Consider the following 14,846-nt stretch of genomic DNA (forward strand, 5'->3'; position numbering starts at 1 on the left):
TAATGGCCGGACGTCGACGGCGAGGGAGCAGTGGTGACACGCAGCGGACGGCGACGGGTCGAACGGCGCACGCGGTCATTCGGACCACCCGGCACGCCGGTGCACGAGGGGGGCGACGGCTCGCCGTTGCTGCTGTTGCACGGAGTCGGCGGTACGTGGCGGGCGTGGCTGCCGATCCTGCCCGGACTCGAACGGCTCCACCACGTCATCGCCCCGACGTTGTCCGGGCACGACGGGGCGCTCCCGCTGCCGCCGGGGGCCGCGCCGTCGATCGCGGCCATCGCGGACGCCCTGGAGGCCGACCTCGACCGGCGCGGGATCGACCGCCTGCACGTCGTCGGGAACTCGCTGGGCGGCTGGCTGGCCCTCGAGCTCGCGCGCCGCGGCCGCGCCCGGTCGGTGGTCGCGTTCAGCCCGGCGGGAGCCTGGAGCTCGGAGGTCCGGATGACGGCCCTGATCGCCTCGATGCGGGCGTCGTTCCTGCTCGGCGGTCGCCTGGCCCCGCGGGCCGACGCGATCGCCCGGAGCCCCCGGTGGCGCCGGATGCTGCTGGGCTCGCAGGTGGAGTACCCGGACCGCCTCGAGCCCGCGGAGATCGCCGAGGAGCTCCGCTCGATCACCCGGTCGCCGATCGTGCGCCCGCTCATCCGGGTCCTGCGGCGGCACCCGTTGCTCCCGCTGCCCGCGGACACCGACCGGCCGGTCCGCATCGTCTGGCCCGATCGGGACCGGGTCATTCCGTTCGAGCACTACGGACGGCCGATGATGGCCCGCCTGCCCGGCGCGGAGCTGGTGCGGATGAGCGGGGTCGGCCACGTCCCCATGACCGACGACCCCGTCGGGGTCACCGTGACGATCCTCGAGGTCACCCGCCCCCTCGAGCACGCCGTCGACGAGAGGCGAGGATGACCGACAACGGAGATGGACCCACGGCGTCGGACTGGGGCGGCCCCCCGGAGCTGTCGGCGTGGGAGGCGCTGATGTGGCGCGCCGACGGCGACCCCCGCACCCGGTCGACCGGAGTGCTCCTGGAGCGCCTCGGCGGCGAGCCGGACTGGGAGCGGCTGCACGCCGCGATGAGCCGGGTGGTCGCCCGGCTCCCCCGCCTGCGCGACCGGATCGTCGAGCCGCCCGTACCGCTGGTGGCGCCCCGGTGGTCGCCGGACCCGCACTTCGACCTCGACTACCACCTGCGGCGCATCCGGCTGCCCGGCACGGGCTCGGAGCGTGAGCTGTACGCGCACATCGACGCCGACATGGCCCACCCGATCGACCGGCACCGGCCGCCCTGGGAGGTCACGCTGATCACCGGGCTCGCCGACGGCTCGGCGGCGCTCGCGTTCAAGGTCCACCACTGCCTGTCCGACGGTCTCGGACTGATCCAGCTCCTGTCGCTGGCGCACGACGGCGCCCCGGACCACGATCCGCACGACACGGGCGCGGCGACGGACGCCCATTCCCCCGCGACGCCGGTCGAGGTGCTCACCGACGGCCTCCGCACGGGCCTGGCCGAGACCCCGGGCACGCTGGCCGGGGTGGCCGACGGTGCCGCGCGGGCGCTGTGGTCCGGCCTCGGCGACCCGATCGGCACCGGCAGGCGCGCGCTGGCCTACACGTCGTCGCTGGGCCGCATGCTCACCCCACCTCCGGTCGGGCGCTCCATGCCCGGCGGGGGGATCGGGTACGCGACCCTCACCCACGACGTGTCGCTGGCCCGGCTGCGCGCGGCGGGCAAGGCAGGCGGCGGGTCGGTCAACGACGCGTTCCTGGCCGCGGTGCTCGGCGTGTTCCGCCGGTTCCACGCGCTCTCCGGCCCGGTGCCCGAGGCGCTCCCGCTGGCCTTCCCCATCAGCACCCGCGCGCCCGGCGATCCCGAGGGCGGGAACAAGTTCTCCGGCGTCCGCTTCGCCGCCCCGCTCGCGGAGCCCGACCCGGCGGTCCGGATGGCCCGCATCCGCGAGTTCGTCCGGGCCGTCCGCGTCGAGCCCGCGCTGGAGTTCCTGGACGCCGTCGCGCCCGCGATCAGCCTGCTGCCGGGGGGTGCGCTCACCGAGCTCTCGGCGACCCTGACCGCCAGCACCGACGTCCAGGCCTCCAACATCCCGGGTCTGGACCACGCCGTGAAGCTCGCGGGGGTGCCGGTGACCGGCATTTACCCGCTCGGTCCGCGCCCCGGCATCGCCGCGATGGTCACGATGCTCAGCTACGACGGCACCGGCTGCCTGGGTCTGACCCTCGACCCCGCCGTCGTGCCGGACACCGCGGTGTTCGCCCGGTGCCTGCGCGAGGGCGTGGACGAGGTGCTCGCGCTCGCCGAGTGAGAACCGCCTCGGGCCCGGCCCGAAGTACTCCAGCCATCGATAGTCTAGTACTCGACCTTTTTGTGTTAGCGTGGAGGTATGACGGTGGAGGAACGCCAGGCTGTGATGCCGCAGGCGGTCATCGATGACCAGATGATCGAGGCGATGAACGCCAAGGCAGGTGCGCAGCTGCGCATCGATCACTCGGTGAACAACGAGGTCGCCTCGCGCATCGCGGTGACCAAGTTCGCCGGCGGGATCGGCGACATCAACCCCTTGTGGACCGACACCGAGCACGCGGCCGCGTCGCCCTACGGCGCCCCGGTCGCCCCGCCGTCGTTCCCGATCGCCTGCTTCTCGGGCATCCAGTTCGGGTGGCCGGGGCTCGGGTCGTTCCACTCGATGTCGCACTGCACGTTCGAGCGACCCGTGTACTGGAACGACTGGGTGCACGCGGGGATGGTCTACGAGGGGTTCGACGGTCCGGCGGAGAGCAAGTTCGCGGGCCGGACGGTGACCGACAAGTTCACCAACACCTACCGCAACCAGCGTGACGAGCTGATCGCGACGATCCGCTGGAACGTCATCAACTTCGAGCGCGGCGCGGCCTCCGAGCGCAAGACGTCCTCGGCGGGCTCCGGCAAGTCGCAGCCCGAACTTCCGCACCAGTGGTCCGAGGACGAGCTCGCCGAGATCGAGAAGCAGGTCCTGGCCGAGGCGCCGCGCGGCGCGGAACCCCGCTGGTGGGAGGACGTCGCGGTCGGCGACCCGGTGGACACCCTCACCAAGGGACCGATCGGGCTGACCGACGAGATCGCCTTCGTCGCAGGCGGCGGTACCCCGATCCCGCGGCTCAAGGCGCACGCGGCGGCGCTGCACGACTACCAGGCGCACCCCGCGTGGGCGTTCCGCGACCCGGTGACCTCCGCCCAGGAGCCGATCTACTCGGTGCACTACAACCTGCAGGCGGCGCGGGCGATGAGCGTCGCCTTCCAGTACGACGTCGGGTTCCAGCGGCAGTGCTGGCAGATCCACCACCTGACCCACTGGGCCGGTGACCTCGCGTGGATCAAGGAATGCCGCGCCGAGTACCGGAAGTTCGTCTACCTCTCCGACGTGATCGAGCTGAAGGGCGAGGTGGCGGGCACCCGCGTCGACGACGACGGCGAGCACGTCGTCGACCTGCGCACCTGGGCGGTGAACCAGCGCGGCGAGACGGTCATGCCGGGCACCGCCGTGATCGCGCTGCCCTCGCGCGAGCAGGCGGGATCCCCCGCGGCCGAGCGCGCCCGGAGGGACCCGTGAGTCAGCAGCAGGCCGACGTCCCCGAGATGGACGACTTCGTCGCCCGGGCCGAGGCCTTCCTGGCCGAGCGCTACCCGCGCCGCGACCAGCAGGCCGAGAGCGAGGCCCGCCGCTTCGTCTGGGGCGAGGGCAGCGACGAGGTCAAGGTCTTCCAGGAGCCCGACCCCGAGGAGGAGGCCGACGCCCTGCCGGCGATCCGGCGGTGGCGCGCGGAGCTGTGGGACGCAGGCCTGGCGTGGATCAGCGGCCCCGTCGAGTACGGCGGCGCGGGGCTGCCCGGCCGCTACACGCGGGCTTTCGAGCGCCTCAGCCGGCGCTACGAGGTGCCCGGCGACTCCTCGCTCACGGTCAGCCTCGGCATGATCGCGCCGACGATCCTGCAGCACGGCACCGAGGAGCAGAAGCAGAGCTACCTGCCCGCGATGTACCGCGGCGAGCAGATCGCCTGCCAGCTGTTCTCCGAACCGGGCGCCGGATCGGACCTCGCCTCGGTGTCCTGCCGGGCCGTCGCGCAGGACGACGGGAGCTGGCGGTTGAGCGGCCAGAAGGTGTGGACCTCCGGGGCGCACCTCTCCGACATCGGCGAGATCCTGTGCCGCACCGCCGACGGTCCGCGGCACCGGAACCTGACCACGTTCCTGGTCGACATGACCGCACCCGGCGTGGAGGTCCGGCCGCTGCGCCAGATGACCGGCGGCGCGTCGTTCAACGAGGTCTTCCTCGACGACGTCCCGGTCTCCGACGGCGCCCGCCTCGACGAGGTGGGCAACGGCTGGCCGGTCGCGCTGAGCACGCTGTCCTACGAGCGCAACGCGATGGGCCACAGCGCCTTCGGCGGTGCGGGCCTGCTGTCCACCGAGCGTCTCCGCGAGCTGGTCCACCACCTCGGTGACCCGGCCGACGCGACGACCCGGCAGGACTTCGGCGAGCTCATGACCGAGCTCCGGGTGGCCCGCTACCTCCAGACCGCGATGGCCGCCCGCGCCCGGGGCGGCAGCGCGCCCGGCCCGGAGGTCGCCCTCAACAAGATCGGGCTGTCCGAGAACATGGACCGGCTCGGCCGTTTCGTCTCCGGGGTGCTCGGCGGTCGCATCGCCGCCGACACCGGGGAATGGGGCACGTACGCCTGGACCTCGGTCGTGCTCGGCGCTCCCGGCTACCGGCTCGGGGGCGGCACCGACGAGGTGCTCAAGAACAACATCGCGCGGCGGACCCTCGGTCTCCCGCGCGCCCGATAGAGGAGCCGTCGTGGCCGACATCGACCTCGTCGTCACCGACGAGCAGCGGGCGCTGGGCGAGACCCTGCGCGAGTTCTTCGCCGAGCAGGCCCCCCTCGAGCGGCTCCACCGGCCGCGCGGCGGCGAGGGCTTCGACCGCAAGACGTGGGCCGGGGTGGCCGAGCTCGGGCTGCCCGCCATGATCGTGCCCGAGGAGCACGGCGGGCTGGGTCAGACCGCGAACGAGGCGTGGGTGATGTTCACCGAGGCCGGCCGTGGGCTCTACGGCGGCCCGCTGCTCGCCGGGGTCGCCGCCACCCACGCGCTGCTGCTCTCCGGTGACGACGACGCCTGTGCGACCCATCTGCCCGGCGTGGCCGACGGTTCGACCGTGGCGACGGTCGCCGCCGCCGAGGCCGGGAGCGACGGCCGCTGGTCGGCCCCGGCCGGCGGCACGACCGCCGAGCGCGACGGCGAGAGCTGGGTGCTCACCGGCACCAAGACCCTCGTGCTCGCCGGGGACGCGGCCGATCTCGTCCTGGTCGCCGCGGCAACCCCCGAGGGCCCGGGCCTGTTTGCGGTGACCGGCGACCCGGAGGGGCTCACCCGCACGGAGCTGGAGACCCTCGACCTCTCGCGGCCCCTCAGCCGGCTGCACTTCGACGGGGTGCCGGCCCGGATCGTCGGCGCCGCCGGGGACGGGATGCGAATCCTGGAGCCGACGTTCGACCGGTTGCTGGTTGCACTGGCCGCCGAGCAGGCGGGCGGGGCCCGGGCCTGCCTGGACCTCAGCGTCGAGTACGCCCGCACGCGCACCCAGTTCGACGCGCCGATCGGGTCGTTCCAGGCCGTGGCCCATCTCTGCGTGGACATGCTGGCCCGCGCCGAGCGCGCCGAGGCCGCGTCGCACTACGCGGCCGCCGCCCAGGCGGTCGGTGACGGGGAGTTCCCGGTCGCCGCGCGGGTCGCGGCGGGTTACTGCGGGCGGGCGTTCCGCGAGGTCACCACGCAGACCATCCACGTGCACGGCGGCACCGGCTTCACGTGGGAGCACGACGCGCACCTGTTCCACCGCCGCGCGTGGAGCAGCGAGCACCTCTTCGGCACGGCGTCGACCCATCACGCCGAGGTCGCGACCCGCCTCGGGCTCTGATCTCACACGGCGTGGGCGACCTCGGCGGTGGCGGGACGCTCCTGACGGGCCAGGTAGCGCTCCCGCACGACCAGCCACAGCGGGAAGGCCATCGACACCCCGATGTAGGACAGCAGGATGAACAGCACGCCGATCTTGTAGCCGAGCCCGATGCGCTTGGCGTCGAAGAGCACCCAGACCATGAACACGAGCCAGGCGATGGCCATGTCGATGCTCAGGAACGCCGCGGTCCCGCCGGGCGCCATCGCGTCGCCGAAGAACTGGACCGGGTTGAGGATGTTCCCACCGGCCGCCATCCAGGCGAAGGCGTTTGGCCAGGTCAGGATCAGCGCCACGACGCCGGCGAGCAGGAAGAAGGCGTGGCGGATGTTCATCGTCAAGGCAGGCTCTTCTCGTCGAGGGTGAGGGTGGTGGCTCGGCTCACCGGCGCCGGGCCGACATCCCAGCCCGGTCGCTCGCTCGGGGCCCAGCCCGCGTAGCGGAAGCGGTCGCGCAGCGTCTCGGCGCGGATCCCGATCTCGATGGGCACCTCGGCGGCCACCTCCCGCAGGACCTCCCGCCGGTCGGCGCCCGGAGTGGCCAGGGCCTTGACCAGGGCGGTGCCGAGTCGGGTGGGGCCGATGATCCGCTCCACCTTGCGGATGCGGTTGAAGGTGTCCGAGGCGTCCGGGGTGTCGCTGCCGGCGAAGGTGCGGAACGCCTCGCGCACCAGCAGCGACGGCGCCGCGCTGCGAGTCTCGCGGTTGCCCCAGTGGTAGGTGCTGCGCGTGTCACGGTCCCGGCGGCGCTCCCACCGCCGCAGCGCGGCGTCGAGGGCGGACGGGTCGTCCAGGACACCGCGGACGTCCTCACCGAGGAGACGTCCGTGCCGCAGCGCGTCGCGCTGACCCTGGCCGACGACCGGGTCCTTGAAGTGCCCGGCGTCCCCGGCCAGCACCCACCCGGGCCCGGTGGAGGCCCGGTAGTAGGAGCTCAGTTTCGCGGTCGCCCGCAGGGAGTCCGGGTTGGTGGCCCCGGCCAGACGCTCGGCGAGCATCGGGTTCTCGGCCACCCGGGCCGCCCACGTGCGCTCGGTGTCGGCCTGGAAGTGGGGGATGTCCTCGGCCGGAGCCATGAACACCACCTCGAGCCGACCCCGGGGGCTCGAGGGCAGCGTGAGGCAGGTGGCCCGACCGAGGCGGTAGACCCCGTAGGTCTCGGCGTCGACGGTGTCGGCCTGCGGGTCGTCCATGTACCGGAAGGCGAACCCCCGGCCGTTGAGCGAACCCCGGTACGGCTGCCAGGAGCCGACCTCGCTCGCGATCCGGGACCGGCGCCCATCCGCACCCACCACGAGCCGGGCCCGGATCTCCTTCACCCCGGTGCGGTTCTCCCGGTAGCGCACGCCGACCGCGCGCCCGTCCTCCCACACCACGTCCTCGACCAGGCACTTCTCCCGCACGTCGGCACCGGCCTCACGGGCGGCGGCGACCAGGCAGGTGTCCTGCTGGGTGCGCGGGATGCAGAGGCCGTAGTCGATGCCGTCGACGGCGGTGAACCGTTCCCGGACCGCGACGTCGTCGCCGATGAACAGGCCCAGGTACCGCGACCGGGTGGGGCCGAGTGCCAGCGCGTGCGGCAGCGCACCCATGTGCTGCAGTTCGGCGACCCCGTTGGGCACCAGGACGTGCGTGGACAGCTGGTCGGAGGGGAAGCGCGACTTGTCCAGCAGCACCACCTTGCGACCCGCCCGCGCCAACGGCACCGCCGCCGCACTCCCGGCGCAGCGCGACCCGACGATCACGACGTCGGCGTGCTCGATCCCGTCGGAGCTCACGGTGAACCGCCCTCTGCTGGCGATGTCGGCGTCGACGTGGGCCGACGTCGCGGGCGGTCCCCGCGCACGGCCGAGGCCTGCGGCGCCTCGAGGACGGAGGCGCCGCAGGTCGGCCGGATCGGGCTCAGGCCTTGGTGATCTTGACGGGCAGGCTCTTGTAGCTGGCCACGAAGTTCGCCTTGAGCGGCTTCGGGTCCCCGGTCAGCTCGATCTTCTTGACGTGCGGGAGGAGCTCCTCCCAGAAGACCCGCATCTCCTGGCGCGCGATCGGCTGGCCGATGCACATGTGGGCCCCGTAGCCGAAGCCCAGGTGCTTGTTCGGGCTGCGCTTGAGGTCGAAGTCCTCGGCGTTGTCGAAGTACTCCTCGTCGCGGTTGCCCGAGGGGTAGTTCAGCATCAGCCGGTCGCCCTTGGCGATCTTCACGCCGCGAATCTCGGTGTCCTCGGAGGCGCTGCGGCAGAAGTGCTTGACCGGCGAGACCCAACGCACCGACTCCTCGATGAGGCCCGGGATGAGGGAGTGGTCGGCCCGCACCGCGTCCCACTGCTCGGGGTGCCGCGCCGCCGCGATGGCCGCTCCCGTCACGGTGGTCGACGTCGTGTCGTGGCTCGCGGTGGCCAGCTGCATGTACTGCCCGGACACGAAGCTCTCGGGCAGCAGCTCGCCGTCCTCGGTCGTGGCGTTGGCGATCATCGAGAGCAGGTCGTCCTGGGGGTTCTCCCGGCGGTCCTCGATGAACCCGTGGAACCACTCGTAGGCGCTGCTGATCGCGGCCTGGAAGGCCCGCGAGGCCTGGTCGGGCGTCATCTCGTCCATCGGCGACACGACCTCGGGGTCGCTGGGCCCGAAGAACTCCTGGGTGATCTTGAGCATGAACGGCATGTCCTCGAGGGGCATCCCGAACAGGCCCATCACCACGCGGAGCGGGAAGTACAGCGCGAAGTCGGTCACCCAGTCGAACTCGCCGTTGTCGTGGCTGAGCATCTTCTCGACGTCCTCGCGGGCGATGGCCCGCATCTGGTCCTCGTAGCGCTTGATGTTCTTCGACATGAACCAGTTGCCGGTGGTCTTGCGCATCTTGGTGTGCTCGGGCGGGTCCATGAACGGGAAGGCGTCCATGAGACGGGTGGTGCCGCCGTTGACCGACTTGATGAAGTCGTCCCCGGGCCGGGTCTGCAGGATCGGGTTGTTCGCCGTCGCGTTGAACAACACCGGGTCGCGCTCGACGGTCATGATGTCGTCGTACTTGGTGACCAGCCAGAGCGGGTCGTACCCGTCGATGTGCGCCTGCCCCATCGGCATGTTGTTCCGGAGCCACCGGAACGCCGGGTACGTGATGTTGTGCTCGTCGCCGTAGGACTCCGGCAGCACCGCGGCCCGCGCGATGTCGTCGGGGATGCGCGTGCCCTGGTCCTGCGCGGGTGCCGCGGTCATGTGTGCTCCGTGAGAGATCGGTGTTCGAGGTGGTGGCCGACTTCGAACCCTAGGTCCGGAACTCGGGCGTGCCGTCTCCCCACGGGGGGCGTTCGTTGGCCCCCTTCGGACGGCCTGCTCCCGCGGTCGGCCGCCCGCGGAGCGGGCCGTCGGACCCTCACGCGGCGGGGCGGTCCCGACCCGTGCCGACGCCGGCGACCCAGGCGGCGACCCGATGCAGCGTGCGCGGGTCGACGACCATCGACAGGTGCCCGACGTCGGTGAGCTCGAGGTCGGAGACGTCGAGGTCGGCGTGGTCGATCCGGGCGCTCGTCCGGGGGATCATCGTCGGGTCCTGGTGGCTCCACACGGCCAGGAACCGGGTGCGGCAGTCCGGGGCGGGCCGCGCGAGCTCGGCCATCAGCCCGGACCCGGGGCGGAGCTGGCGCACGAGGGTGGTCGGCGGCAGCACCGACGCGAGCGCGCTGCCGTGGTGCGCGCTGCCCATCGTGACGAGCGCGGCCACGGCCTCGTCACCGCCGAGGCACTGCACGTAGTACCGGGCGATCACGCCGCCCAGCGAGTGGCCGATCACGTGGACCGTGTCGGAGCCGGTGCGGATGCGCAGCCGCTCGACGTGCTCGCCGAGCTGCACGGCGGCCTCGCGGATGTCGCCGGTGACCGGGGTCAGCACGCTGAAGTTGACCGCGTGGACGACCCCGAAGCCGCGCCGGCGCAGCATCCGCGCGAGCACCGTGAAGATCGACCGGTTGTCGCCGATGCCGTGCACCAGCAGCACCGGCACCGACGACGCCGCCATGTCCGAGACGACGAGCCCCCGCTGCCGCAGCGTGAGCGCCTCGGTGCGGTGGGCCTCGTACGAGCCGGCGGTGCGCACGTGCTCGTTCCCGACCCCCCACGGATAGGTCCACACGTGGGTCAGGCCCCACGTGGCCTCCACGGCGACGCCCCAGGCGCGGGCCATCACCGTCGTCGGGTGCCGCACGGCGCGGGCGAGCAGCGCGAGCGGGGCGACCGACGGCGATGCCACGGGCAGACGGTATCGAGAGCGGGCGCGATCACGGAGCGTCCGCGCGCCGTTGACCCCCGATGAGAGATCGCCTCGCGCTTCACACTCCCTCCTTCGGGAGGCGAGCGGTGCTGCCGCGAGACCCGACGCCGCAGGCCACACCGGCGGGGAGGGGACCTCCGGTCCGGCGGCGGGCCGTCGTGTTGTCCAATTCACGCGACGGCGTGCAGCGGCGGCCCGTGACCCGGGCGCCGGAACGGAGCTGACCCGAGGAGCGGCACGTGGAGGTCGAGGACGCCTACGACTTCGAGGCGCCGGTGTGGTGGGACCCGAAGGTCCGGCGGATCGTCCTGGACGCCAGTTCGTTCGAGCCGTGCCTGTTCCTGGTCCGGGACGGCGGGTTCGTGCTCGCCGCGCGCAGCGGGGTGATCTGCTCCGGCGACCTCGGTCGGGCCCGGTACTCCTGGCCCGAGCGCATCGACCTGCCGGTGTGCGACCTCGCTCTCGGGGGCCGCGTCTACCGGATCTACTTCTGCCACCCGCATCCGCAGGCCCCGACGTTCGACGGCGACACCGCAGGCGAGATCACCGAGGTGGTGACGCGGGCGGGCGGGCCGGGCGGGGTCGCGACCCGGCGCATCTCGGTGATGCGGATGCCGTCCCACACCAGCCTCAACCCCGGCCAGAAGCGGATGCAGCGGTTCCGGGCCCTGCTGCCGTGAGGCCCGCGGTCGCCGGCGGACGGGCCGGCTCTCAGTGTCCTTCGAAGGTCGGGCGCTGCTTCGCGGAGACCGCGGTGATGGCGTTCCAGCTGTCCTCGGTCCGCGTCACCCGGCCCATCGCCCGCGCCTCGGCCTCGAGCAGCGCCTCGAGGGGTTGGTCGACCGCGGCGAGGAGCAGGTTCTTCATCTCGCCGAAAGCCCGGGTGGGACCGCCGGCCAGCTCGAGGGCGAGCTCCCGGGCCCGCTTGCCCAGCTCCGCATCGTCGACGACCTCGCTCACCAGGCCGCGGGCCGCGGCCTCGTCGGCGGTCCACGTCTGGTTGCGCAGGTAGAACTCGGTGGCCCGGCGGGGTCCGACCAGGCGGGTGAGCGCGTGGGTGCCGCCGCCGTCCGGGGAGAGCCCGATGCCCGCGTAGGCCGCGTAGAAGCGGGCCGATCCCCCGGCCAGGCAGAAGTCCGCCGCCGCGGCGAGGGAGACCCCGCCGCCGACGGCGAGCCCGTGCACCGCGGCGACCACGGGGGCGTCCATCCGGGAGAAGCGGGAGATCGCCGAGTGCAGGCCCGTGGTGGCCGACTTGGTGAACCGCGGCAGGTCGGCCCGGTCCCGGCCGAGCACCCGCAGGTCGGCGCCGACGCTGAAGTACTTCCCCGCCGCGTCGATGAGCACGGCACGGACCTCGGGGTTCTCGTCGCACTCCGCGGCGATCAGGCTCAGCTCGGCGCAGAACGGCCCGTCGAAGGGGTTGCCGCGGTCCGGCTGGTCGAGCGTGATGTGCCCGATGCCGTCGGCGACCTCGAACGTGAACGCCTCGTAGGTCATCGTGGAACCTCCCTGCCTCGGCGGCCCTGCCGATTTCTGCAGGCCCAATCATCGAGTACTCTACTGATGGACACTAGAGTTTCTCTGGACGGCGCCTGGCCGTCCTCACCGATCGGAGGGCGATGTCCCCGACCGCGCTGCCGCGCCCGCTCGAGGGCCTTCGCGTCCTCGACCTGTCGCGCGCGATCTCCGGCCCCTACGTCGGTCGCCTGCTCGCCGATCTCGGGGCGGAGGTGGTCAAGATCGAGGTGCCCGACACCGACATCACGCAGAAGTTCGGGCGTCGTCGCCACGGGCACGCCGGGCTCTACGTCCAGTACAACGCGGGCAAGCGCAGCGTCGGGATCGACCTGGCCTCCGAGCAGGGCGCCGAGGTGCTGCGTGGGCTGGCGGGCGCGGCCGACGTCGTCGTGGAGAACTTCCGGCCCGGGGTCCTCGACCGCCTGCACGTCGGCTACACCGACCTCTCCGCCCGGAACCCCGGACTGATCATGCTGTCGGTGTCCGGCTTCGGACAGTGGGGCCCGGAGTCGGGACGCCAGGCCTACGCCCCGGTCGTGCACGCCGAGAGCGGCATGCTCGGGCGGCAGGCCGAGGCCGACGGCACCGCTCCGGTCGACCTGACGATGGCTCTGGCCGACTCGACGACCGCCCTGCACGGCACGGTCGCGGTCCTCGCGGCGGTGATCCTGCGGGGCCGGACCGGGCAGGGCCAGCACCTGGACATCAGCATGCTCGAGGCGATGCTGGCCAGCGACGACAACGTCTCCTACGCCCTCGAGGGCGACGAGTTCTGGCCCGCCCGCGGGCAGATCGTCGAGGTGGCGGGCGGACCGATGCTGATCTCGGCCGACCCGAAGTTCCTGTGGAGCCGCCTGCGCGCCGCCGGCCACGTCGCCGACCCGGACCCGGACGCCCCCACCGCGCAGCGGATCGCCGCCCGCGCGGAGGTCATGGAGGTCTGGCTGAGCTCGTTCGGCTCGCGCTCCGAGGTGATCGCGGCGCTGGAGGAGGCGCGGGTGGCGTGGGCCGAGGTGCGGACCCCGCGCACGGTCACCGACTCGCCGTCGGTGCAGGCCCGCGGGGTCGTCGCCCAGGTGGACGACCGCGACGGCGGCACCCGGCCGGTGATCCGCACCCCGTACCGCTTCTCCGCCGCCGAGTCGGGGCCCGCGGCAGGCGCACCGCACCTCGGCGAGCACAACGCCGAGGTCCTCGAGAGCTGGGTCGGCATGTCCGAGGAGCGGGTGCGGGCGCTCGAGGCCGACGGCACCCTCTACCGGACCGCGACACCCGTCGGCGGCGAGACCCACTAGGCACCGCACCGGTGGTCAGCACCCGGAACAGCAGGCGAGAGGGATGGGACGCATGGTGAGGACGAGGTTCACCGAGGAGTTCGGCATCGAGCACCCCGTGGTGTGCGGTGGCATGACCGCGGTCGGTACGGCGGACCTCATCGCCCCCGTCGCCGAGGCGGGCGCGCTCGGATTCCTCACCGCGCTCACCCAGCCCGGTCCCGAGGCGCTCGCGAAAGAGATCCAGCGGTGTCGGGACATGACCGATCGGCCGTTCGGGGTCAACCTGACCATCCTGCCCACGATCGATCCGGTGCCCTACGACGAGTACCGGGACGCCATCATCGAGAACGGCGTGAAGATCGTCGAGACCGCAGGCTCGAACCCGGCGCCACACCTGCCCGCCTTCAAGGAGGCAGGCGTCAAGGTGATCCACAAGGCCGTCGCGGTCCGGCATGCCCTCAAGGCCGAGAAGCTCGGGGTCGACGCGGTCAGCATCGACGGGTTCGAGTGCGCCGGGCACCCCGGCGACGACGACGTTCCCGGCCTGATCCTCTTCCCCGCCGCGGCCCGGCAACTGACCATCCCGGTGATCGCCAGTGGTGGCCTGGCGACCGGCGCCGGACTCGTCGCCGCGCTGGCCCTCGGGGCGTCCGCGGTCAACATGGGCACCCGCTTCGTGGCGACCACCGAGGCCCCGGTCCACGACAACGTCAAGGCGCAGATCGTGTCCAACGACGAGCGCTCGACGACCGTCGTCTTCCGCGAGTTCCGCAACACGGCCCGCGTCGCCCGCAACTCGGTCTCCGAGCGGATCGCCGAGATCGGGCGTCAGGAAGGGGCCACCTTCGCCGACGTCGCCGAGCTCGCCTCCGGTGAGCGGGGCCGCACCCAGGTCCTGGCCGGCGGCGACATGGAGGGCGGCATGTGGTGGGCCGGGCAGTCCCAGGCCCTCATCGACTCGGTGGAGGACACCGCCGACGTCGTCCGGGCGATCATGGCCGAGGCCGAGGAGCTCATCGGTCGCACGCTGCCCGGCCTCGTGCGCTAGCCGGATTCCGCCCGGTGACCCGGTGCTCCGGGATCAGCGCGCGTCGTCGTCGGGGGATTCGCGAACGCTCTTGAGCGAGTCCTGCAGCCGATGGGCGGCGTCGACGGGGAGGGGGCCCAGCCCGTACCCGCGCTCGGCCAGCGATGCGTTGGCCTGTTCGGCCGCGCGGGCGCCGGCCTCGGTGAGCTCCGCGAGGATGGTCCGCCGGTCCGTGGGGTGGCGGGTGCGCTGGACGAGGCCCTTCTTCTCGAGCTGGTCGAGGACGAGCGTGACCGTGGTCGGATGGACCAGCATCTGGCGTCCGAGCTGGCCGAGGGGCCGGGCATGGGCGCGCGAGATCTGCAACGTGCTGAGCAGCAGCCATCCCGTCCGGGTGATGTCGTGCTCCTTGAGCACCTCGTCGATGACGGAGACCATCTGCTGGTGGGTGCGCATGAGCGCGGCCATCGTGGCGAAGAGCTCCGGCGCGGGCTGCCCTTCGTCGGACCAGCGTCCGCGCGTCCACTCGACCGGGTCGACGTCGTGGAGCTCGTCTGGCGCCGTGCTCATCGCTCGATCCCCCGACCATCGATTCATCGTGCTTCTTCTCGACGAGTCTAGCCGTGACCTTGCCCGCTTCGCGGGTTCGCGGCTGTCGGGCGACGGCGGGAACCATGGTCGAGCCGCTCACACGACTCATCGCGCGGCGCTCCCCGCGGTGTCGTCACAGATGCTAGGACAGCT

At 72.6% G+C, this 14,846-nt stretch carries 14 protein-coding genes; 8 read left to right on the forward strand and 6 right to left on the reverse strand.

The window, feature by feature from the left end; translation table 11 throughout:
- Positions 1-99: 99 nt before the first annotated feature.
- The 5 genes from VGI02_RS01015 (at position 100) to VGI02_RS01035 (ending at position 5,975) form a co-directional block, all read left to right on the forward strand.
- Positions 100-909: an alpha/beta fold hydrolase gene (locus tag VGI02_RS01015; RefSeq protein ID WP_331625360.1), complete on the forward strand. Its 810-nt coding sequence runs from the start codon at positions 100-102 to the stop codon at positions 907-909.
- Positions 906-2,321 (forward strand): wax ester/triacylglycerol synthase domain-containing protein, encoded by a 1,416-nt coding sequence (locus VGI02_RS01020; RefSeq protein WP_331625361.1) that lies wholly within the window; start codon positions 906-908, stop codon positions 2,319-2,321. Before VGI02_RS01015 ends, VGI02_RS01020 begins: the two co-directional genes overlap by 4 nt.
- Positions 2,322-2,399: 78 nt before the next feature.
- Positions 2,400-3,605 (forward strand): FAS1-like dehydratase domain-containing protein, encoded by a 1,206-nt coding sequence (locus VGI02_RS01025; protein WP_331625362.1) that lies wholly within the window; start codon positions 2,400-2,402, stop codon positions 3,603-3,605.
- Positions 3,602-4,843, forward strand: coding sequence for an acyl-CoA dehydrogenase family protein (locus tag VGI02_RS01030; protein ID WP_331625363.1), 1,242 nt, complete (start codon positions 3,602-3,604; stop codon positions 4,841-4,843). Before VGI02_RS01025 ends, VGI02_RS01030 begins: the two co-directional genes overlap by 4 nt.
- Positions 4,844-4,853: 10 nt before the next feature.
- Positions 4,854-5,975, forward strand: a complete 1,122-nt coding sequence (locus VGI02_RS01035; RefSeq protein WP_331625364.1) for an acyl-CoA dehydrogenase family protein — start codon at positions 4,854-4,856, stop codon at positions 5,973-5,975.
- Positions 5,976-5,977: 2 nt separating this feature from the next.
- Here VGI02_RS01035 and VGI02_RS01040 read toward each other — a convergent pair whose 3' ends face one another.
- The 4 genes from VGI02_RS01040 to VGI02_RS01055 form a co-directional block, all read right to left on the reverse strand.
- Positions 5,978-6,349 carry a DUF2834 domain-containing protein gene (locus tag VGI02_RS01040; protein WP_331625396.1) on the reverse strand — a complete coding sequence of 124 codons (372 nt, stop codon included), beginning with the start codon at positions 6,347-6,349 and terminating at the stop codon, positions 5,978-5,980.
- A gap of 2 nt (positions 6,350-6,351) precedes the next feature.
- Complete coding sequence (locus VGI02_RS01045; RefSeq protein WP_331625365.1) at positions 6,352-7,791, reverse strand: NAD(P)/FAD-dependent oxidoreductase; 1,440 nt, start codon at positions 7,789-7,791, stop codon at positions 6,352-6,354.
- A gap of 124 nt (positions 7,792-7,915) precedes the next feature.
- Positions 7,916-9,226 carry a cytochrome P450 gene (locus VGI02_RS01050; RefSeq protein ID WP_331625366.1) on the reverse strand — a complete coding sequence of 437 codons (1,311 nt, stop codon included), beginning with the start codon at positions 9,224-9,226 and terminating at the stop codon, positions 7,916-7,918.
- A 157-nt stretch (positions 9,227-9,383) separates the two neighbouring features.
- Positions 9,384-10,256, reverse strand: a complete 873-nt coding sequence (locus VGI02_RS01055; RefSeq protein WP_331625367.1) for an esterase/lipase family protein — start codon at positions 10,254-10,256, stop codon at positions 9,384-9,386.
- 260 nt (positions 10,257-10,516) lie between these two features.
- Here VGI02_RS01055 and VGI02_RS01060 point away from each other — a divergent pair, with 260 nt between their 5' ends.
- Positions 10,517-10,957: a hypothetical protein gene (locus VGI02_RS01060; RefSeq protein WP_331625368.1), complete on the forward strand. Its 441-nt coding sequence runs from the start codon at positions 10,517-10,519 to the stop codon at positions 10,955-10,957.
- A 31-nt stretch (positions 10,958-10,988) separates the two neighbouring features.
- Here VGI02_RS01060 and VGI02_RS01065 read toward each other — a convergent pair whose 3' ends face one another.
- Positions 10,989-11,777, reverse strand: a complete 789-nt coding sequence (locus VGI02_RS01065; RefSeq protein WP_331625369.1) for an enoyl-CoA hydratase/isomerase family protein — start codon at positions 11,775-11,777, stop codon at positions 10,989-10,991.
- 122 nt (positions 11,778-11,899) lie between these two features.
- Here VGI02_RS01065 and VGI02_RS01070 point away from each other — a divergent pair, with 122 nt between their 5' ends.
- Positions 11,900-13,093, forward strand: a complete 1,194-nt coding sequence (locus VGI02_RS01070; protein ID WP_331625370.1) for a CaiB/BaiF CoA transferase family protein — start codon at positions 11,900-11,902, stop codon at positions 13,091-13,093.
- Between the two features lie 52 nt (positions 13,094-13,145).
- Positions 13,146-14,123, forward strand: a complete 978-nt coding sequence (locus VGI02_RS01075; protein ID WP_331625371.1) for an NAD(P)H-dependent flavin oxidoreductase — start codon at positions 13,146-13,148, stop codon at positions 14,121-14,123.
- A 33-nt stretch (positions 14,124-14,156) separates the two neighbouring features.
- Here VGI02_RS01075 and VGI02_RS01080 read toward each other — a convergent pair whose 3' ends face one another.
- Positions 14,157-14,672 carry a MarR family winged helix-turn-helix transcriptional regulator gene (locus VGI02_RS01080; protein WP_331625372.1) on the reverse strand — a complete coding sequence of 172 codons (516 nt, stop codon included), beginning with the start codon at positions 14,670-14,672 and terminating at the stop codon, positions 14,157-14,159.
- Between the last annotated feature and the right edge of the window lie 174 nt (positions 14,673-14,846).

Source organism: Actinomycetospora sp. (assembly GCF_036497245.1).
In the GTDB taxonomy this organism is placed as follows: domain Bacteria; phylum Actinomycetota; class Actinomycetes; order Mycobacteriales; family Pseudonocardiaceae; genus Actinomycetospora.

Bases quoted from the DNA above. Each gene is read 5' to 3' on its own strand.
- VGI02_RS01020 (WP_331625361.1), top strand. From the start codon at position 906: ATGACCGACAACGGAGATGGACCCACGGCGTCGGACTGGGGCGGCCCC.
- VGI02_RS01025 (WP_331625362.1), top strand. From the start codon at position 2,400: ATGACGGTGGAGGAACGCCAGGCTGTGATGCCGCAGGCGGTCATCGAT.
- VGI02_RS01040 (WP_331625396.1), bottom strand. From the start codon at position 6,349: ATGAACATCCGCCACGCCTTCTTCCTGCTCGCCGGCGTCGTGGCGCTG.
- VGI02_RS01050 (WP_331625366.1), bottom strand. From the start codon at position 9,226: ATGACCGCGGCACCCGCGCAGGACCAGGGCACGCGCATCCCCGACGAC.
- VGI02_RS01065 (WP_331625369.1), bottom strand. From the start codon at position 11,777: ATGACCTACGAGGCGTTCACGTTCGAGGTCGCCGACGGCATCGGGCAC.
- VGI02_RS01070 (WP_331625370.1), top strand. From the start codon at position 11,900: ATGTCCCCGACCGCGCTGCCGCGCCCGCTCGAGGGCCTTCGCGTCCTC.
- VGI02_RS01075 (WP_331625371.1), top strand. From the start codon at position 13,146: ATGGTGAGGACGAGGTTCACCGAGGAGTTCGGCATCGAGCACCCCGTG.
- VGI02_RS01080 (WP_331625372.1), bottom strand. From the start codon at position 14,672: ATGAGCACGGCGCCAGACGAGCTCCACGACGTCGACCCGGTCGAGTGG.